The 19,422-nt window shown below is 64.2% G+C and carries 19 protein-coding genes; 8 read left to right on the forward strand and 11 right to left on the reverse strand.

All coding sequences use genetic code 11. The annotated features are described in order from the left end of the window. Positions 1 to 27: 27 nt before the first annotated feature. The gene (locus E5CHR_RS00865) at positions 28 to 621 is read left to right on the forward strand and encodes a rhomboid family intramembrane serine protease (protein ID WP_162577942.1); all 594 of its coding nucleotides are present in this window, start codon (positions 28 to 30) and stop codon (positions 619 to 621) included. A 40-nt stretch (positions 622 to 661) separates the two neighbouring features. Here the strand turns inward: E5CHR_RS00865 and E5CHR_RS00870 are convergent, their stop codons facing one another. From E5CHR_RS00870 to E5CHR_RS00915, 10 genes are all read right to left on the reverse strand, one after another. Then, the gene (locus E5CHR_RS00870; protein ID WP_232061905.1) at positions 662 to 1,774 is read right to left on the reverse strand and encodes an ABC transporter substrate-binding protein; all 1,113 of its coding nucleotides are present in this window, start codon (positions 1,772 to 1,774) and stop codon (positions 662 to 664) included. A 63-nt stretch (positions 1,775 to 1,837) separates the two neighbouring features. Further along, the gene (locus E5CHR_RS00875) at positions 1,838 to 2,698 is read right to left on the reverse strand and encodes an ABC transporter permease (protein WP_232061906.1); all 861 of its coding nucleotides are present in this window, start codon (positions 2,696 to 2,698) and stop codon (positions 1,838 to 1,840) included. Next, complete coding sequence (locus tag E5CHR_RS00880) at positions 2,695 to 3,525, reverse strand: ABC transporter ATP-binding protein (protein WP_332061173.1); 831 nt, start codon at positions 3,523 to 3,525, stop codon at positions 2,695 to 2,697. The genes E5CHR_RS00875 and E5CHR_RS00880 overlap by 4 nt, the downstream gene beginning before the upstream one ends. Before the next feature lie 7 nt (positions 3,526 to 3,532). Beyond that, positions 3,533 to 4,357: an enoyl-CoA hydratase/isomerase family protein gene (locus tag E5CHR_RS00885; protein WP_162577943.1), complete on the reverse strand. Its 825-nt coding sequence runs from the start codon at positions 4,355 to 4,357 to the stop codon at positions 3,533 to 3,535. Beyond that, a complete protein-coding gene (locus E5CHR_RS00890) occupies positions 4,354 to 6,537 on the reverse strand; it encodes an acetate--CoA ligase family protein (protein ID WP_162577944.1) in 2,184 nt (727 codons plus the stop codon). The genes E5CHR_RS00885 and E5CHR_RS00890 overlap by 4 nt, the downstream gene beginning before the upstream one ends. 1 nt (position 6,538) lies before the next feature. Further along, complete coding sequence (gene acuI / locus E5CHR_RS00895; RefSeq protein WP_197893827.1) at positions 6,539 to 7,528, reverse strand: acrylyl-CoA reductase (NADPH); 990 nt, start codon at positions 7,526 to 7,528, stop codon at positions 6,539 to 6,541. A 140-nt stretch (positions 7,529 to 7,668) separates the two neighbouring features. After that, positions 7,669 to 8,598 (reverse strand): LysR family transcriptional regulator, encoded by a 930-nt coding sequence (locus E5CHR_RS00900; RefSeq protein ID WP_162577945.1) that lies wholly within the window; start codon positions 8,596 to 8,598, stop codon positions 7,669 to 7,671. 546 nt (positions 8,599 to 9,144) lie between these two features. Continuing rightward, complete coding sequence (locus tag E5CHR_RS00905) at positions 9,145 to 10,692, reverse strand: AMP-binding protein (RefSeq protein ID WP_162577946.1); 1,548 nt, start codon at positions 10,690 to 10,692, stop codon at positions 9,145 to 9,147. Between the two features lie 24 nt (positions 10,693 to 10,716). Next, on the reverse strand, positions 10,717 to 11,691 hold the full coding sequence (locus E5CHR_RS00910) for a Bug family tripartite tricarboxylate transporter substrate binding protein (protein WP_162577947.1): 975 nt from the start codon (positions 11,689 to 11,691) through the stop codon (positions 10,717 to 10,719). 123 nt (positions 11,692 to 11,814) lie between these two features. Continuing rightward, positions 11,815 to 12,780: a LysR substrate-binding domain-containing protein gene (locus E5CHR_RS00915; protein WP_162577948.1), complete on the reverse strand. Its 966-nt coding sequence runs from the start codon at positions 12,778 to 12,780 to the stop codon at positions 11,815 to 11,817. A 143-nt stretch (positions 12,781 to 12,923) separates the two neighbouring features. On the opposite strand from E5CHR_RS00915, the gene E5CHR_RS00920 reads away from it, so the two are divergent. The 6 genes from E5CHR_RS00920 (at position 12,924) to E5CHR_RS00945 (ending at position 18,374) form a co-directional block, all read left to right on the forward strand. Further along, on the forward strand, positions 12,924 to 13,940 hold the full coding sequence (locus tag E5CHR_RS00920; RefSeq protein WP_162577949.1) for a polysaccharide deacetylase family protein: 1,017 nt from the start codon (positions 12,924 to 12,926) through the stop codon (positions 13,938 to 13,940). Between the two features lie 16 nt (positions 13,941 to 13,956). Further along, positions 13,957 to 14,871 carry an enoyl-CoA hydratase gene (locus E5CHR_RS00925; RefSeq protein ID WP_162583500.1) on the forward strand — a complete coding sequence of 305 codons (915 nt, stop codon included), beginning with the start codon at positions 13,957 to 13,959 and terminating at the stop codon, positions 14,869 to 14,871. A gap of 316 nt (positions 14,872 to 15,187) precedes the next feature. Further along, a complete protein-coding gene (locus E5CHR_RS00930) occupies positions 15,188 to 16,327 on the forward strand; it encodes an XRE family transcriptional regulator (protein WP_162577950.1) in 1,140 nt (379 codons plus the stop codon). Continuing rightward, entirely contained in the window at positions 16,324 to 16,821 is a 498-nt protein-coding gene (locus E5CHR_RS00935) for a DUF4411 family protein (RefSeq protein ID WP_162577951.1), read from the forward strand. The genes E5CHR_RS00930 and E5CHR_RS00935 overlap by 4 nt, the downstream gene beginning before the upstream one ends. Before the next feature lie 204 nt (positions 16,822 to 17,025). Beyond that, positions 17,026 to 17,799, forward strand: coding sequence for an SDR family oxidoreductase (locus E5CHR_RS00940; protein WP_269474074.1), 774 nt, complete (start codon positions 17,026 to 17,028; stop codon positions 17,797 to 17,799). A 59-nt stretch (positions 17,800 to 17,858) separates the two neighbouring features. Further along, positions 17,859 to 18,374, forward strand: coding sequence for a nuclear transport factor 2 family protein (locus tag E5CHR_RS00945; protein ID WP_162577952.1), 516 nt, complete (start codon positions 17,859 to 17,861; stop codon positions 18,372 to 18,374). Positions 18,375 to 18,670: 296 nt separating this feature from the next. Here the strand turns inward: E5CHR_RS00945 and E5CHR_RS00950 are convergent, their stop codons facing one another. Then, positions 18,671 to 18,913 (reverse strand): helix-turn-helix domain-containing protein, encoded by a 243-nt coding sequence (locus tag E5CHR_RS00950; protein ID WP_162577953.1) that lies wholly within the window; start codon positions 18,911 to 18,913, stop codon positions 18,671 to 18,673. Positions 18,914 to 19,087: 174 nt separating this feature from the next. Between E5CHR_RS00950 and E5CHR_RS00955 the strand changes: the two genes are divergently transcribed. Further along, positions 19,088 to 19,318, forward strand: a complete 231-nt coding sequence (locus E5CHR_RS00955) for a hypothetical protein (protein ID WP_162577954.1) — start codon at positions 19,088 to 19,090, stop codon at positions 19,316 to 19,318. Positions 19,319 to 19,422: the final 104 nt, after the last annotated feature.

The following is a 19,422-nucleotide window of genomic DNA, read 5'->3' on the forward strand; positions in this document are numbered from 1 at the left end:
TCGCCCGCTACTGAAAGAGTCGACCGGATGTCTTCCTTGCCTCCCGCCGTCCTGGCGCTGATCCTCACCAGCGTCATTGCATTCCTTGCTCAGGGCCTGTCGGAGGGGCTCACCGCCACACTGGCGCTGTGGCCGATAGGCTCGGGTGCCTTCTCGCCGTGGCAGGTGGTGACCTACGCCTTTCTGCACGGCAGCATTTCGCACCTCGCGTTCAACATGTTCGGCCTGTGGATGTTCGGCGCGGACCTGGAGCGTGTCTGGGGACCGAAGCGCCTCCTGATGCTCTATGGCGTGAGCGTGCTCGGTGCGGCAGCGGCGCAACTCGCGGTGGCCGCCATGAGCGGCAGCGCGTACCCGACCGTCGGCGCCTCAGGCGGTCTCTTCGGCATCCTGGTTGCTTTCGCGATGGTGTTCCCCACGCGCAAGATCATGCCGCTGATCCCACCGATCCCGATGCCTGCGCCGGTGTTCGTCACGCTGTACGGCGCGCTGGAACTGCTGTTCGGTGTCACCGGCAGCTTCGCTGGCGTCGCGCACTTTGCACACTTGGGCGGGTTGGCGGGGGGCTGGCTGCTCGTGCGGTACTGGCGCGGCCAAGCACCCTTCGGACGTCGGCGATAGGCCCGCGGGCCCATTCCTCGTCCAAAGCGCCCTGCCCGAGCTATCGCGCCGCCGTGCAAGCTTGAGCCTGCTTCGCAACTGCCTGCATGTCGAAGTCGTTCACGCGCTCGAAAAAGCCTTCGGTTGCGACGACGAAGGTCGCCGGTGCGATCTTGCGATCGATCAGCTTGGCGTCCAGCATAAAGTCCTGCATGCGTCCGAAGCCCTCGGCGGTGGCTCGGCCCCAGAGTTTGCCGCCGTTCATCTCGAAGGCGGCCTTCATCGACTCCACCTGCGCGCGCAGGAGATTGTCGTCCCAGCGTGCGAGCGTCGCGTCGTCCGATCCGGTCGGCTTGCTTTCGGGGAAACGCGCCCAGTGGAGCTTGCGCACGCATTCGGGGTTGGAGACGGCGAACAGGCTGGCCTTGGCCGCCCCGCGCACGATCGCTTCGACCATGGCAGGGTCGCGCTCGATGGCACGCTGGGTGGTGGCCAGCGAGAAGTCGGGCAGGCGCTGCCAGTCGGGGCTGCGGAACAGGCGCAGCTTGGCACCGGCGTTCTCGAAGCCGGCGATGGCGGCATTCCAGAACATCAGCCCCTGCACCCGATTGGACTTGAGCGCCTCCAGGGCCGGCGCGCCGGCACCGGTCGCGATGATGTTCACGTCCTTGTCCGGGTCGAGGCCGTTGGCCTTCAGCAGCGACCGCAGGAGCGGCAGGCCGCCGCTCGCGAGGCTCACGATGCCGATGTTCTTGCCCTTGAAGTCGCTCACCTTCTGCATGGCACCGTCCGCCTGCACGGCCAGGGCCCAGTCGATCACGCTGTTGTTCATGACCACCCGTGCCGGAATGTTGCTGGTGACGTTGGCCTGGATCGCGACGTTGGAGCTCACCTGCGCGAAGTCGACGTTGCCGGTGGCGAGCTGCTGCACCGCCTGCACGGAGCCGGGCGCGGCGATGACCTGCACGTCGTAGCCCTCGCTCCTCCAGTAGTCCAGCGCGATCGGCATCATGAGCCACGGGTAGGTCACGTTCAGCACCGTCACGCCGCCGGCCGCGATGGTCACCTTCTTCAGTGGCTTGGCGGGCTGCGCCAGCGCCATGTCCGGCAACATGGCCGTGGCGGCAACGCTCAGAGCGGCGAGCACACACTTGAACTTCATCAGTTTCAGCATCTTGGAACCTGCCTTTTCGCTTGAATGAATGGAACAACGGAGAGAGGACGAAGGAAGACCCGATCAGGCACCCGAGACGCGGCGGCGTTCATCCTCCGCCCAGAACACCACCTTGCGCTGGACGACATGCACGAGCCAATGCAGACCCAGTCCCATCGCCGACAGCAGGATGAGGATGGCGAACATGCCTGCCGTATCCATCGAGAAGGTGCGCTGCAGGATGAGGTAGCCCAGCCCGGCCTGCGCACCGACGAACTCGCCCACGATGGCGCCGATCACCGACAGCACGATCGACACGTCGAGTCCCACGAAGATGTAAGGCAGCGCATGGGGAATGCGTGCCATGCGGAACACCTGCCAGCGCGAGGCCGTGAAGGCCTTCAGCAGTTCGAGCTGATCTTCGGGCACCGAACGCAGCCCGGCCACCGTGTTGGCGAGGACCGGAAAGAAGGCAATCGTGGCGGTGATCACGATCTTCGAAGTCATGCCGTAGCCGAACCAGATCACGAACAAGGGCGCGATCGCGACCTTGGGAATGGTCTGGAAGGCGACCACGTAGGGGTACAGCGTGCGCTCGACCAGCGGAAACTGTGCAATCACCGCGCCCAGCACCAGGCCCAGGCCGGCACCGAGAACGAAGCCCGCCAGGGTCTCGTAGAAGGTGACGCCCAGATGGTAGGTGAAGGTGTTGTTGCGGATGCCTTCCCACAGCGCCGCGGCCACGGCCGTCGGCGCCGGCAGCAGCAGCGGCGTGACGCCGAGCACCCGCACCGCCAGTTCCCAGCCGCCGACCACCACGATGAAGAGCAGCGCCGAGAGCGGCAGCTCCGGCCTGGGGCCGAGCCAGGCGAGCGCGGGGCGCCGTGCGGCCGGATCGTCGTCCAGCCCGGCGGCCATGGCAGCGGAAGCAGAAGCGGTGTTCATGCGTCGAGTCCCAGGGAATGAAAATGCTTGCGGATGGCGGACACGTAGCCGCCGAAACGCTCCGAATTGATCATCTCCAGCGTGCGCGGGCGAGGCAGGTCGACCTGCAGGATCTCGCTGATGCGGCCCGGCCGGGGCGACATCACGATCACGCGATCGGCAAGGAACACCGCCTCCGGGATGCTGTGCGTCACCAGCATCACGGTCTTGCGGCTCTGCGACCAGATGCGCAGCAGCTCCAGGTTCATGGTCTCGCGCGTCATCGCGTCGAGGGCGCCGAAGGGTTCGTCCATCAGCAGGAATGCCGGCTCGTGCACCAGGCCGCGACTGATGCCCACGCGCTGCTGCATGCCGCCCGAGAGTTCGTTCGGGTACTTGTTCTCGAAACCTTCGAGGCCGACGAGCTTGAGGTAGGCACGCGCCCTCGGCTCGTACTCCTTCATGCTCAGGCGCTGGATCTCGATCGGCACCAGTACGTTCTCGAGCACGGTGCGCCACGGCAGCAGCACCGGCGACTGGAAGACCACGCCGACATCGCGGCTCGGACCGTCGATGGGACGCTGGCGTACCTTGACCGCGCCCGTCGAGCGCCGCAGCGTGCCGGCCAGGATCTTGAGCAGCGTGGACTTGCCGCACCCGCTGGGGCCGACCACGGTGACGAACTCGCCATCGGCAATGTCGAAGCTCACATCCTTGAGCGCCTCGATGTGCTGGCCCTCCCGGCTGCGATAGATCTTGTTGAGACCCGTGACCTCGATCATCGCGCTGTCGCCGCGTTCGGCCGGCGGCGCGGAAGGAATGACACTGAGCTTCGCGGACGCAGTCATAGGCGCCTCACGCGACGGTTTCGCCGGCGAGTGCGAAGCGCGCATCACGCCACTTGAAGGCGGCCTTCAGGCCCTGCTTCGCCGCGACCTCGAAGAAGTCGCGCGACTCCTGCGACTCCGACATCAACACCAGCGTGAAGATCTCCGCCCCCAGGTCGACCGTCGACTGGAAACCACGAAGGTCGTAGGCGCGATTGAGGCCGTGCTTGTTGAGCTGCATGGCAGGCGGCGGGATCATCGCGAGCTTCAGCGCCAGACGCTGCGCTTCTTCCATCAGCTTCGCGGCCGGCACCACCCGATTCGCCAGCCCGATGCGCACCGCTTCCTCGGCGCCGATGCGATCCCCCGTGAGCAGCAGTTCCTTGGTCTTCTTCATGCCCAGGACCCAGGGCATGATCGCGAAGGGCGGCGCGGACTGGAACTGGATCTCGGGCTCGCCGAACTCGGCCTTGTCGGACGCGAGGGTGATGTCGCACACCATCGACAGGTCGCAGCCGCCACCGAGGCAGTAGCCGTTGACCGCTGCGATCACCGGCAGGCGCGAGCGCCAGATGCGAAACCAGGTGTCGTTGCCGAGCTTCACGTGGTCGCGCCAGTCCTTGACGGTGGTAAAGGGCTCTTCGCGCGGGCTCAGGTCGAAGCCGGCGCAGAAGGCGCGACCCTCGCCCGTGATGACCAGTGCGCGCACCGATTCGTCCTGTTCCAGCGCATCGAGTGCATGCTGCATCTCCAGCAGGATGTCGTCGTCGAGCGCATTCATCTTCTCGGGACGGTTGAGCGTGAGGGTCGCGATCCAGCGGTCGACGGACACGCTGATGCAGCGGTAGTTCATGGCAAGTCTCCTGGGTTCATGGAATGGAAGGCGGGGCGGCGAAGCTCGACGAGCGCGTCCAGCACTCGCACGCCTTCACCCTCGGCGAGCACGGCCACGGGATTGAGGTCGATGGCCTCGATGTAGTCGGCGTAGGCACTGCCGATCTGCGACAGGCGCACGATCAGCGCCTCGAAGGCCCCGCGATCCGCCGGGGGGGCGCCACGGAATCCGTCGAGCAGCCGTGAGGCACGCGTGCTGCCCACCAGCGCGGTGGCGCGCGGCGCATCGATCGGCGACAGGGCAAGACTGCTGTCCCGCACCAGCTCGACCCACACGCCCCCCGAGCCCGCGACCACCGCGTGCCCGAAGGGTGCCTGGCGCGACAAGCCCGCGATCATCTCGACGCCGCCCTGCACCATCTCCTGGATCAGCACGCCGTCGATGCGCGCCGCGGGCATGCGCTCGCGCACCGTCGCCAGCATGTCGGCGAAAGCGGCGCGCACCTCGGCTGGCGTGCGAAGCGCCAACCGCACGCCACCGGCCTCGGTCTTGTGCGGGATGTCCGCGGAGTCGATCTTCATCACGACCGGAAAGCCGATCGCCTCCGCTGCCTGCGCAGCCTGCTGGGCGTCGGCGGCGCGTGCTTCGCGGGTCGTGCGGATGCCGTGCGCCTCGAGGAATTGCTTGGCCTCGTGCTCCGAGAGCGCCTGTCCGCTGGCGAGCCGGTCGGACCACGCCGCGTCGGCTTCGAGCACGGCGACCTCCTTGGACGCGCCGCAGGGCTGCCAGAGATGCCAATCGATGAAATGCCGCATCGCCACCAACGCAGCCCGGGCGCCTTGCAGCGCGGCCACGCCGCTGCCCGCCAGAGGCGCGACGGCACGCGGGTGGAGGCCGCCGCCCACATTGCTGTAGAAAGCCATCGGCTTGTCCGTCCGTGCGGCCGCGGCGGCAGTCGCGGCCGCGATCGCCCGGTAGGTCTCCGCCCCCTGTGCGCCCAGGCTCACGGGACAATCCTGCGAAACCGCCAGCAACGCGACGTCCGGGTCGGCGAGCAGCGCGTCGAGGGCGCGTGCATACATGGTCATGTCGAAGACCGCCGCGCCGGTCGCGTCCAGCGGATTGCTCGGCGTGGCAAAAGCCGGCAGGCAGGCGCGCAAGGCATCGAGCGTGGACCGTGCGAGCCGCGGGAAGCGAAGCCCTGCCGCTTGCGCCAGGTCGCAGGTGAGCGCCACCTCGCCGCCGCTGACGTTGATGACGGCAAGGCCATCGCCGGCCGGCCGCCTGGCCGATTCGACCATGAGCGCGCAAGTTTCGACCATCTCGTCCATGTCGTCGACCAGCACCACGCCGGCCTGGCGAAAGAAGTCCACGGCCGCTGCGTGCGATCCCGCCAGCGAACCGGTGTGCGCGGCCGTTGCCGCTGCGCCTTGTGCCGAACGACCCACCTTCAGGACCACCACCGGCTTGCCGGCCGCACGCATGCGCGCCGCGGCTTCGAGGAAGCGACTCGGATGCCGGACCGATTCCATGAAGAGCGCGGCCACGCGCGTGTTCGGGTCGTCGGCAAAGAAGGCGAGGTAGTCATCCACGTCGAGCACGGCCGCATTGCCGACCGACACCAGGTGGCTCAGCCCGAAGCGGCCCACTCCGGCCAGGGCAATGCAGCCCGAGCCCGAATGTGACGCGATGGCGACCCCGCCCACGCGCAGCGGTTCCGGCAGCGGTGCGCTGTAGAGCGAAATGCGCTCGTGCAGATTGGCGAGCCCGAGGCAGTTGGGCCCGCACACCAGCAGCCCCGTGCGCGCGCACAGCTCGGCCAGCTCCGCCTGCAGCGCGCGGCCCGCCTCGCCCAGTTCGGCAAAGCCGCTGGCGAAGACCACCGCCGCGCGGAGCCCGCGCCGCGCGGCCTGGGTCAGTGCGGGCAGGACCTTGTCCGCCGGCAGTGCGACCACGGCGCAGTCGGGTGCCTCGGGCAGATCCTGCAGGTCGGCGAAACAGCGCAGACCTTCCACCTCGGCAGCCGAGGGATGGATCGGGTAGATGAGGCCTTCATAGCCCGCGGCGAGCAGATTCTTCACCACCGAATTGCCAAAGGAATCCGGCCGAGGTGAAGCACCGAGCACGGCCACGGAAGCGGGGCGCATCAGGGGCGTCAGATCGCGTAGCGGCGCGGCGCCGGGCAGAGGAGTGCGCATGTCAGGCACGCACATTGACGACGGTGCGGCCGCGTACGCTGCCGGCAAGCAGCGCAGGCGCGGCATCGAGCGTCGCGGCCAGCGGGATCTCGTGCGTGATCAAGGCGAGCCGCTCGCGGTCGAGTTCCTGCGACAGCCGCTGCCAGGCGCTCAGCCGATCGGCGCGCGGCGCCATGACCGAATCGACGCCGACCAGCGTTACGCCGCGCAGGATGAAGGGCGCCACCGTGCCAGGCATGTCCATGCCCTGCGCCAGGCCACAGGCCGTGACCACGCCGCCATAGCGGGTGGTGGCGCAAGCATTCACCAGTGTGTGGCTGCCTACCGAATCCACCACGCCGGCCCAACGCTCCTTGCCCAGCGGCTTGCCTGGAGAAGAAAGCATGGCGCGGTCGACCACTTCCGCTGCGCCGATGCGCTTCAGGTAGTCCGACTCGGCAGCGCGGCCGGTGGATGCGACCACGCGGAAGCCCCGGCCCGCAAGCAGGCTGATCGCCACGCTGCCGACGCCGCCCGAGGCGCCGGTCACGAGGATCTCGCCATCGTCCGGGCGCACCCTTTGGCGCTCCAGCGCCTGCACGCAGAGCATGGCCGTGTAGCCTGCAGTGCCCACCGCCATGGCGGTGCGCGTGTCGAGCCGTTCAGGCAGCGGTACCAGCCATTCGCTCTTGAGGCGCGCGCGCTCGGCCAGGCAGCCCCAGTGCTGCTCGCCGGCACCCCACCCGTTGAGGATGACCCGGTCGCCAGCGGTGAACTCGGGATGACGGCTGTGTTCGACGACGCCTGCACCGTCGATTCCGGGCACCATCGGCCACTGGCGTACCACCGGGCCGCGGTTCGCGATTGCCAGCGCGTCCTTGTAGTTGAGCGACGAGTATTCGACCCGCAGCGTTACATCGAGATCGGGCAATGCCGAGTCGTCGAGGTTGCGCAGCGAAGCATCGAACCGCTCCTCGCGACGCTCCAGCAATATGGCCTTGAACACGCCCATTCCAGTCCTTCTTGGTTGTCGATGAGCGCAAATCTATCGACCGCCAATGCGCGGAGCAAGAATGAAAATCGTCCATTTGCGTTCGCATTATTCGAACGCACGGGGAAACCCTCCCCCACGGTTCCGCCCGGGGCGTCGTCTCAGAGCTTGTGCCGCAGCGCGTTGCGGATCTCTTCGATCAGCGACAGGCTCGCCACCGAAAGATGGCGGCCTGCGCGCGTGCAGCACACGAGCTTTTGCGGCTTGATGCGCGAGTCGCGGATGGGCACGAAGGCTGCATCAGGGTGGTTGGGATCGCGCCCGAAGATGTACTGCGTGAGGATCGCGACCCCCACGCCTGCGGAGGCAGCGCTGCGCATCAGCTCGTAGGAGTTGGTGGTGAGCACCGCGCGCGGCTTCATGCCAACGCGCGCGAACATCTGGTCAAGCGTGGCACGCAGCGCCAGGCTGTTGTCGGGCAGCACCAGTTCGTAGGCCGCGCAGTCGGTCAGCCGCACCCAGCTGCGCTCGGCCAGGGGGTGCTTGCGCGGCACCATCACGCAGGAGCCCACGTCGCGCTTGGCCAGAATGGTCAGGCCCGCATGCGCGGGCGTGTTGTAGCCCAGCGCGAAATCGATCTCGTCGCCGAGCGTCAGCTCCACCAGCCGCGGCGAGCTCGCGACCGTGACCTCGTAGTTCACGCCCGGGTATTTCTTGTGAAAGGCGGCCAGCATCTGCGGCAGCAGTTCGCGTGAGAAGCCTTCGTTCACGCCGAAGTTGATCGTGCCGCGCTGCAGCCCACGCAAAGCATCGACTTCGGTGCGGGCCGTTGCGATCTCGCCCATGGCGCGCTTCACGTGATGGATGAAGACCTCGCCGGCCGAGGTGAGCTTGAGCCCGCCGCGCCCGCGGCCGCGCTCGAAAAGCATGGCGCCGATCTCCTCTTCGAGATTCTTCACCTGCCGGTTGATGGCGGAGGCCGCCACATGCGTGCGCTCCGCCGCGCGCCGAAAGGAGCCGGCTTGCGCCACTTCGTAGAAGTAACGCAGCGACGTCGGGTTCTTGAGGTGGAGGCCGGGGTCTCGAGACATGGTGCTTGTGCTTAAGATGGTGGGCTGATCCAGCTTAACCGGCGATCTACGGCGGCGCGGCCAAGTCATCGAGGGCCCCCGCCCCGATAAGCTGAACTTGGCATACGAGAACTTCGCAGCAGCCACGAAGTTTCCAGGCATTACGGTCGTACCGCGACCGGCCACAAGCTGGCTTTTCGGCAGCTCGTTTTCTTTAACCCTGTGCCAGTACAAGAGGAACGTCTTACGGCACCGAGCCGGGCTGCTTTTGGAAAGCTTCAGCCGGTGGAACTTCTGCGTGAATTGCGCACGCGGTTTGAAGCGTGCGAGCGAGCGATGCCCAGAGGGGAAGTAGTCATCGATACCTCAACTCTCGCCCGTGCAGTGGCCGCGCTCGCGATTGCCGAAAAATTGGCTGCCACTCCTTGCGCCGCCACACCGGCCGGCGGGGCTTAAGGTGTCCATTGCAGCGGAACCCCAGACCGACGCTTGAGCAGGCGACCGGCCGGACGAGCCGCGGGCGGCTCTCCAGCAGAATGCATGGTCTTTTCGGGGCGTCGGAACGTCTCAGATCAGCCTTGTTTCGCGCTCCCAATAGGGCGCACGGAGCTTCTTCTTGTCGATTTTTCCGAACGGCGTCGTTGGCAATGCGTCCGCAAAGATGACTTGCTTCGGCGCGATCAACGATCCCTTGCGCTCCCGCACGTAGGCAATCAAGTCAGCTGCCTCGGCTTCGGCGCCATCCCGCAGCACGACAAACGCGGCGACGGCTTCACCCCACGTTGCATGCGGGACGCCGATCACGGCGGCAGAGGCGACCGCGGCATGCTCGGCCAGCACATCCTCGACCTCTCGCGGATAGACGTTCGAGCCTCCTGACACGATCATGTCCTTCTTCCGGTCCACGATCGACAGACGGCCACGCGGATCGAGAAAACCGATGTCCCCCGTGTGCAACCATTCACCAGCCAGGGCCTCCTGCGTGGCTTCTGGTTGCTGCAGGTAGCCTTGCATCACCGACGGGCTTCGCACGCATATCTCACCGACTTCGCCAGCAGCAACCGGCTCATTGCTGTCGCCGAGAATCGCGATCTCGGCCGTCGCCATGGGGTAGCCGCATGCCGACAGAGACGAAAGATCGTCGAGATCATGGTCGCTGCGCCGCAGAACCGCGATAGGGGTGCATTCTGTCTGCGCATAGACTTGGGAAAAGACCGGGCCAATGCGTTGAATGGCTTGCCGCAAACGGTCCGGCGCAATGACGGATCCTGCATAGATGACGAGCTCGAGACTGCGAAGGTCGAACTTCTCGAGTGGAGCCTCCAGAAGTTTGTAGATCATCGTGGGAACCATCAAGGTTGCGCTGATGCGTTCGCGCTGGATGGTCTCCAGAACCTGTCCCGCGTCGAACTTTTTCATCAAATGGACGGTGCCTCCTCGCATCAGCGTCGGTGCAATCAACTGCCCCGTGACGTGGCTGATCAACGCGATGGCCAGATACTGCACGCCGTCCGGCAACTCCAGTTCGCTGTTCATGGCGATGGCCATGAGCGCGACCTGACCGGCCTCTCGCACGATGGCTTTCTGGCGACCGGTCGTGCCCCCCGTGAAGTTCAGCGTGCCGATGTCGGTGGCGCTCCCTCGCTCGACAGCTTCGGCGTGTTCGTGCACGGCAACGAGCGACAGAAGATCGGCACCGGGGCCGGTTTTTCCCACGTAGAAAACGGAAACGTCAGGAAGGGCCAAAGCGAGTTCATGCGCCCGAGCTTCGAATGCATCGCTGTCGATGATCAAGACCGTTGCACCCACGTCCGCGATCTGGGAGACCTGAGAATCCAGTGAACTGAGCGGATGCAGCCAGCTGGTCGCAGCGCCCAGTCCCTGGGCTGCGACGGACGCACACCAGGTTTCGTACCTGTTCTCCGTCAGCAGCGCGACGCGCGCGCCCCTGCGGACACCGTGCGAGTTCAGTACCGCCTGAACTTTTCCCATGAAATCGATGACGTCTTGGTAACGGACCGCCACGTCACTCTGGCGGAAGGCGATGCGGTCCGGATACCTGCGCAGGGCACGCACGACCAGCGAGAAGAAAGTGGGAGGGTGGTGCAGCTTCATACGGCTGAGAATCTCGGTCGGTTCTCAGTCCAGCTTGATCTTGCTGTGCGAGATCAACTCGGACCATAGCGCCTGCTCGCGCACCAGATATTGCGCGAAGGAATCCCTCGAGCCCCCCACGGGTTCGAGCCCCAACGCCTCTAGACTGCGCTTGCGAAATGCGGCGTCGGCCAGGATTTTGTTAACGGCGGCATTGACGCGCTCCAAGACCGCGGACGGTGTGCCTGCCGGGGCGGTCATGCCGATCCAGTTCTCGCCGGAAAAGTCAAACTTCTGTTCGCTGATGGTCGGGATGCCAGGGAAGAAGTCGGAGCGCTTTTCGCCCATCACGGCGATGGCCCGCAGCTTGCCGGATTCGAGGTATTGCGCCACGGCGACGTGTGCCAACATCGCGGACTGCACGTCCCCCGCCAACAGGGCCTGCATCAAGGGCGCCGACCCGTTGTACGGCACGTGCGTCAGATGTGTTCCGAACACACGGTTGTACTCGGTAAGGAAAACGTGCGAGGTACTGCCCGTGCCGAAAGTACCCCAGTTGACCTTGCCCGGATTCGCCTTGTCCAAGGCGGCGAGTTCGGTGAGGTTCTTCGCACCGATGCTGGAGGAGACGACGATCGCCGCCACCATGTTCGCCATGCGGACCACGGGAACGAGATCGGCCTTCGGGTTGTATGAAAGCTTCGAATACAGCTGTGGATTGAGCGACATGATGTCGCCATTGCTGATGCAAAGCGTGTAGCCGTCGGCCGGAGCCTTGGCACACCGCGTCGTCCCGATGATCCCGTTCGCGCCGGCCCTGTTATCGATCACGACCGGCTGCCCGAGCTCCTTGCTCAGAGCCTCGGCCATGGGGCGAGCGAAGTTGTCCAGCACGCCGCCCGGCGGGTAGGGAACGACCAGCTGCACCGGCCGCGATGGCCATGCCTGGGCGAACCCGGTCTGGAGGGTCAAAGCGAGGGCCGCAGCCATGGCGATTTTTGCGCCTTGTCTCAAGTTCATGTCGTCTCCAATTCTTGAAGTTCTCGGCAGGCGCACGTGCCCGCCAGGCCCGCATGATCGCGAGGGGGCCGGCCTCTTGGCAATTCACGATTGGAAAAGAGCGGTTTCGCCCTGCTTAATCCGCTATGTGTCAGCCGGATGGGATTGGCTATCGCGTGCGTCTGCGCGCAACATCTCGACGAAGTCGCGCACGAAGGGCGGCATTTCATCCGAATTTCGGATGCAGATGTACTGAGGCCGAATGGACCACTCGTCCTCCAGGTCGACGATGCGGATGTTCATGGACTTTGCATGGCGCACGGCCGGCAGATGGGTGAGCACACCCACGCCGATTCGCGCCTGAACCATCCGGCACAGGGCCTCGAAATTCCCGACCTGGGCGCGAAGACTGATGTGTCGCCGGAGCATCTCGGCCTGCTGCTGCAAGAACGCATGCAGGGTGCTTGACTGGGAGAGCCCGACGTGATCGAAGTCCAGCGTCTCTGCAAACGAAACAGCCTGCCTGTCGGCCAGTGGGTGTCCTGAAGGGACGGCAAGCACCATATGGTCGGTGCGGTAGGGATAGATCTCCAACCCCGACGTGCCGACGTTTTCAAGGATCACTCCGACATCCACAACGCCATCCGCAACGGCGCGGACGATGTCGCTCGACAGGCGCTCGCGCAGGTCAATGCTGGTTCGAGGCCGGCCTGCAAGAAACCGTTCGATCACCGAAGGCAGAAACTCGCTGACGGCCGTTGTGCTGGCCATGATGCGCAAGCGCCCGTCGACGCCCTCGGCGATATCGAGCATCTCACCGCGCAGCTGCTCGATCTGCTCCAGGATCAGCCGCGAGTGTTTGATCATCGTCTGGCCGGCGCTCGTCAGTGTCAAACCCTTGCTGGTGCGGTTCATCAGCCGCGTGCCGACCGATTGCTCCAGCTGCTTGACCCGATTGCTTGCAGCCGGAAGGGAGGTGTGGACCTGTTCGGCCGCACGCGTGAGACTGTTCGTGTCAGCGATGCGCACCATCAAGCGGAGGTCGGCGAGATCGAAGTGGACCGAGCGCCTGGGCCCGCCCTGCTGCCGTGGCGGAGTGCTGTCTACCATTGAAAGCGCGACATCCGGGCTGCACCTTCACCGTTCGACTGCCGCCACTTTTCCATGCTGAAAGTCACCTTTCGGTTTGTTGAATAGACCCGGGCATCCGTAACGACGATGCTCTGCGATCGTCAACCAAGTCGCCGCGCATCATGCATTTCACCCCCGGCAGCCGCGAGTCTCACGTGCCCGTTTCACCTCTGGGAAGACTGAAGATCGCCATCACGATCGACGACATGCTGCTGCTCCGAGGAGTCCCGATGGCTCCCGGGCACAGTGTGCCATCAAACATTCGAGCAATGATCTCTGCCCTGAAGGCGCATCGCGTGGCCGGGGTGTACCAATTCTCCAATACTGCGCCCCTGGAAGACGACGAGAGCTTGCTCAAGGTCTTCGACCTGTGGGTCGAGAGCGGCCACCATGTGGCCAACCATACGCACAACCATCCACCGCTCAACTGGTTGGACGCAGATGCCTACGCGCGCGACATCGAGGAGGCAGAGAAGTACCTGGGCCGCTACATCAACCAGGCGCCGCGACGCTGCTTCCGATTTTGCATGGACCTTTGGGGTGACACGGCCTGCAAATGCGATGCGATCCTGGACAGGCTCGAGGGCATGGGCTACACGCCGATCCCGGTGAGCATCGGATTTCACGATATCCGTTGGAACGCGGCGTACTGTCGGGTTCTGAAGCGCGGTTCACCTGAAGACGCAGCCCAAATACGTCGCGCCTATGTCGAAAGTGCGATGCACGAGTTGCGGACTCATGCGGCGAACGCGAGAGCGGTCTTCGGTCGCGACCCGATCCACATCTGGCTGATCCATGGCACTTCGATCGCCGCCGACTGCTTGGAGCAGATTCTGGATGCCTTCCGGGCAGCAGCGGTCGACTTCGTTTCACTGGACGAGGCCATGGGCGACCGCATGAACGCCGAGATTCCCCCGCGTGTGAGCCCCGAATTCATCTTCCAGGTTGAAAAGTGGGCGCTGGCGCTGGGTGTTCCGGTCACTGACCGAATGCCGTCGATCCTCGACGACATCGAGAAGCTGTATCCCGCCCCCGGCGAAATGCAGGCCGAGATCACCTCGCGAATGCGCGAGCACATTGCATCCGCCACGGGTGCCGAGATCCGGCCCATCCCTCTTTATCCCGACCATCAGCGCTGACACAGCAGACACTCCCATGCAGTCAACATCTTTCGATCCCAACACATACGACGGCGTGCGCTACGAGCACCTCACGCAGGACATCGTGAACATCGCGATGTCGCGACCTGCCGTGCGCAACGCACAGAACATGGAGATGACCTATGCGCTGAATGCAGCGTTCGACCGCGCTGCGCAGGACGACAAGGTCAAGGTCATCATCCTCTCGGGGGACGGCGATCATTTTTCGGCCGGGCATGACATGGGTGGCGACCATCACAGAACCTGGCGCGACTTCCGCACGGTCGGTACCTGGGCCGCTTTCGATGGGCCCGGCGTCGAAGGTCTCTATGGACGGGAAAAGGAGATCTACCTCGAGATGTGTGAACGGTGGAGGAACCTGGCCAAGCCGACGATTGCAGCGGTGCAGGGTTCTTGCGTAGCAGGGGGACTCATGCTTGCCTGGTGCTGCGACATGATCGTGGCCGCTGAAGATGCCCGTTTTCGCGATCCCACGCTCGAGTTCGGCGTGGCAGGCGTCGAGTTCTTCATGCATCCCTGGGAGCTGGGTACACGCAAGGCCAAGGAATGGCTGATGACCGGGGATTGGCTGAGCGCTCAGGATGCGAAGCAGTGCGGCATGGTCAACCAGATCTTCGCCGCAGAGGCCTTGATGGAAAGCGCGCTGAACCTGGCCAGGAAGATTGCCAACAAGGGGAGCTTCGTGCTCAAGGCAGTCAAGGAGTCCGTGAACCACGCGCAAGATGTCGGCGCGCGTCGCAACGCCATGATGCATGCCTTTGGCCTGCACCAGCTTTCGCACCATCACAACAAGCAACAGTTTGGATTGCTGGTTGACCCTGCAGGAATCCATCCAGCGCTCCGAGAGAAGATCCGCGTCCGGTTCAATTTGACGGGGCCGCTTGGCACCGGGAAGCCAACAACCTCGTGACCGGCTGAAGCTGGAGCGAGCTTCATGTAGCGTCGCGACATCGCGCGAGGGCTGGTATCGAATGTCGAGCCTTCTCTCTTCATCCTCGCGCTGCTGAAGGCTGGTGGAGGTCAGGCATCGACGACCTGAGTAGGTCGGTTGAGCGCCCGACCTGAAGTGCGTTCGGGCGGCGTGCCGCGAAAGCAGAAACTGTGGCCCGTCCGTTCTATCGGCGGCACGTTCGAGCGTGGGCTTTAAACCGGAACTAAGGCGATCCTGGCGTTCCGGCCCGGCCGCCTTCTTCAGGTGGCCGAAGAAAATCCCTTATCCTGCGCACATGCCCACCCAAGCCTACGTCAATCCAACGCTGCTGCGCTGGGCGCGCGAACGTGCAGGCCTCGACTTGGAGGATACGGCACAAGCGGCGGGCGTCAAAGTGCAGCAGTTGGCTGCGTGGGAGGACGCTGAGAGCCGCCCAACTTTCAGGCAGGCGCAAAAGCTCGCTCATGCGGTGCATGCTCCGTTTGGATATCTGTTCCTGCACGAGCCGCCCAACGAAGCACTCCCGTTGCCAGACTTGCGAACTGTCGGCGGCGCAGCAGTTCCTCGGCCGAGCGTGGACCTCCTCGAAACCGTCCGCATTGCCTTGCGACGTCAGGAGTGGTACCTCGAGTACCAGCGAGACCATGGGCTCGAGCCCCTGCCGTTTGTGGGTCGCTTTGGCGTTCATTCGAACGTCGTCGACGTGGCGGCCGATATGCGCCAAGTGCTGGACCTCGAAGCAGAACAAGGACAGCGCACCTGGGAAGCGTATTTCCGCGACATCGTCGATGCCGCTGAACGCGTGGGCGTGCTGGTAATGCGCAGCGGTATCGTCGGTAACAACACTCGACGCAAACTAGACGTCGGCGAGTTCCGTGGTTTCGCCATCAGCAACCCGCTGGCGCCCGTCGTGTTCATTAACTCTGCAGACGCGCCGTCGGCCCGTCTTTTTACCCTGCTGCACGAATTGGCTCACATCTGGCTCGGCAGTAGCGGCGTCTCGAACTTGGCCCCCGGCAACTCTCGTCGAGAGGAGACGTTCTGCAATGCGGTCGCAGGCGAATTTCTGGCGCCGCGTGAACTGTTCGTGCCACTTTGGGAGTCGGCAGCTCCCGAGATGGCCCAACGGCTTGCAGAACTGGCTCGGCGATTCCATGTGAGTCGACTCGTGGTCATGCGAAGGGCGCTGGATTTAGGCTTGGTCGACCATGCGACGTACACGGAGCGCTATCTTGCGGAACTGGCCGCCTTTCGCATGTTAGAAGGCGGCGGCGGAAATTTTTACCGCAATGCCGGGGCAAAGAACAGCCTCCGATTCGCGCAGGCCGTCGTCACCGAGGCCCTGAGCGGTCGAATGTTGCTGCGCGAGGCGGGCCGCCTCTTAGGAGTGCAGCCGAGCAAGATTCGTGAGTTTGCGGAGCAAGTTGGCGTATGAGTTATCTCCTAGATGCGAACACCCTCATCGAAGCGAAAAACCGCTACTACCAGATGCACATTTGCCCCGGTTACTGGACTTGGCTGACGCGCGGGAAGGAAGCCGGCACGCTTGCGAGCGTGGAGAGTGTCGGGGCGGAGCTGCGGCGCGGCACTGACGACCTCGCCGAATGGGCCGTCGCTCATGCGGATTTGTTCATGCCCGAGTCGGATGAAGCTACGCAGATTGCGTTTGCAGAAGTCGCAAGTCACGTAGCGGCTCAAGCTCTTGCGATGAGGGCCGGCGCTTTGGACGAATTCCTCAGCGGGGCCGACCCTTGGCTGATAGCAAAGGCACGCGTGACCGGCACCACCGTCGTCACGCACGAACAATTGAATCTAGACATACGTCGCAAGTTTCTGATTCCCAATGTCTGCCAGCACTTTGGGGTCGAGTTCATCAACACCTTCGACATGCTGGGCAGGCTTTCCGCAAGGTTTGTGCTCGCTGAGTAGGCCGCCTCCACCTGCGCCGCCCGATGGACATAGACGTCCCGTTAGACCTGCTACGACCTCGACACTTGCCGTGCCCGCGCGTGACACTTACTTCTACAGCCATGTGGTGCCGAAGCTGCCGGCGCCACCGATGGAACAGAGTCGGAGCACCTTCGGCGCATCTCGGCTAGATCCCGCCGGTCGATATGGAGCAATGACAGATCCATTCTCGTCACCGGCGCGAGCGGCGGTATTGGACGCGCCGTTTGCACCCGGCTGGCGCAATCGGGGCATGAGCTGGTCCTTGCAGCACGCGATGAAGGCAGGCTGCTTGCGCTGCGCGAGGAGCTGCGATCGATTCGACCGGGCCGCTACGAAGCGATCCCGGTCGACATGGGTGACGACGCTGGGATTCCCGCCTTCGGCGAACGGCTCGCCGATAGGGGCTTATTGCTCGACGGCGTCGTGATGATGCCACCGCAGATGCCTCCCACAAACGACTGGGTACCGCCCAACGACACTTGGCGAACGCTGTTCCAGCGTAGCTTCATCTGCCCGTTGGGGCTGCTTAAGGCCGCGATCATTGCGATGGACGCCGACCCGGCTCGGGGCAGACGCGCCAAGGTGGTGATCATCTCGGCAATCACGTCGGTACAGGCGCTCGGCCACTACGCGACGAGCAATGTGCTGCGCTGCGCTTGGCTGGCCGAGGCGAAGACACTGGCGTTTGCGCTGGGCGAGCGCGGGATCCACGTCGACACCTTGTCGCTCGGCGCCACGCTGACGCCCGACTATTCGGCGTCGCTGCAACGGCGCGCCGACCAGGCAGGCATCAGTTTCGCTCAGCGGCTGGCCGACGAGACCTCGAACATTCCTTTGGGCAAGTATGGTCAGCCTGAAGAAGTGGCCGTCGTCGTCGAGCAACTGCTAGGCGCATTCTCGGATCACATGACCGGCGCGAACCTGCTGCACGACGGCGGATTTACGCGCGCGTACTGATCCCTGACTTGACAACGTTAGCCACGACACCCAGGCTTCGGTTTAGGAGGAACTCAGCAATGAATAAGCGACGAGTTCTCATGTTGGGCATGGCAGCCGTGACGACGATGTTCGGGCGTACCGCGGGGGCGCAATCGAAGAAGGTCCAGGGGGCCGGCACCGAAGCGGCCTTGCGAGAAGCCATCACCCAGTTCGAGAAAGCCTGGAACCGGCACGACGTGAATGCCTGGCTGGCGTTGATGGCCGACGACGTCTGGTTCACGCAAACACAGGACTACTACGAGCGCATGAAGGGCAAGCAGGCGGTAAAAACCACCTTCGAGTACGACGTGAAGAACACCGACCTGAAATGGGATGTCAAGCGCGTGCGGATGATGCCAGACGGAACTGCCAGTGTGGAATTGCGGCAGGTCGGACTGATCCCGCCCAAGACCGACGGCAAGTACAAGCGCGAGGACGTGAGCGATCCCAGCTTCAGCCGCTGGCGCTTCGAGGGCGGCAGGTGGCGGCTGTTCTTCTTCACCTCGCACAAGGGTTGGGCTCTGGCTGAGATGAAGAAGGATGGGCTGGAATAGCAAGGAGCTTTGCTGCTGTCCCGGAACGACGGTTCCTGGCGACCGCCGAATTCCGCGACGGTCCGCTTCGTTGGAAGCTGGTCGACAGCAACGGGCCCGGTTCCGGCCCATCAGCTTGAACGGCCGCTTTCGGGAAAGCCGAGTGACCGCAATGGCGCGCAGAGCAGCCACTCGCATCGGCCTCTTCCACGGTCTGCACCCCGGTCTAAAGCAGCCTCACGACGTTGCCCGTCGCAAGCTCGGCACGGAGTCGCAACGAGATCCAAGAAACAGCATCTAGCAGGCCTGTCAATCCATCAGGGCTTCAAAAGCTGATACGGCTTCAGTTGCAGCGCAAAGGCCAAGCGCTCAAGGTTGTCGAGCGAGATGTTGCGAGCTTGTCGTTCCACATGGGCCACGAACGTCCTGTGTAGGCCAGCCTCCAGAGCAAGGGTCTCCTGCGACCATCCCTTCTGCGTCCGCGATCGAATGAGATTGACGGCAAGCACCTCTCTTGCCGAAAGGTCGGGTTGCTTGGCAGAGCTGGTTGGGCTGGGCACTGCGCTGGAGTCTCATGTGGTGCTGCTTTTAAGTCAGCCGCTTTTAAGTCACAATATGCGACTGAACTTCAGGATATTGATTTGACGTTGCGTACTGGTCTGGACGCCATCCTGTCCTGGCACTCAATGGCCTCGCCCGCGGTCCTCACAAGATCCATGGTGCTCTGAGGCCCCATGCCCCTCGCCCTGCTCCACCGCATCGCCCACGCCCGCTTTCCCCACGTCCTGACCAACGACGCGGACATCGAAGCCGTCCGCGTCCTGATACTGGCGGGCCACGTGAAGGCCGCGATGCAAGTGACGCTCGATCCTTGGGGCGGAGGTCCGCAGACGGGCGTAGTGGTGCGCGACATCACGGCCTTGGGGCGAATGGCGCTGATGCATTGGCGGCCCGACGGGGAATAGGCAGAGAGAGTTGAGCGCAGTCTTGATAAACGGTGCGCTGTATTGGGGGCTGCGTGCCCTCACCCCCGCCCTCTCCCAGGGGGAGAGGGAGCAAGACAGGGGCG

Origin of the sequence: Variovorax sp. PBS-H4 (genome assembly GCF_901827205.1) — a bacterium.
GTDB lineage: Bacteria > Pseudomonadota > Gammaproteobacteria > Burkholderiales > Burkholderiaceae_C > Variovorax.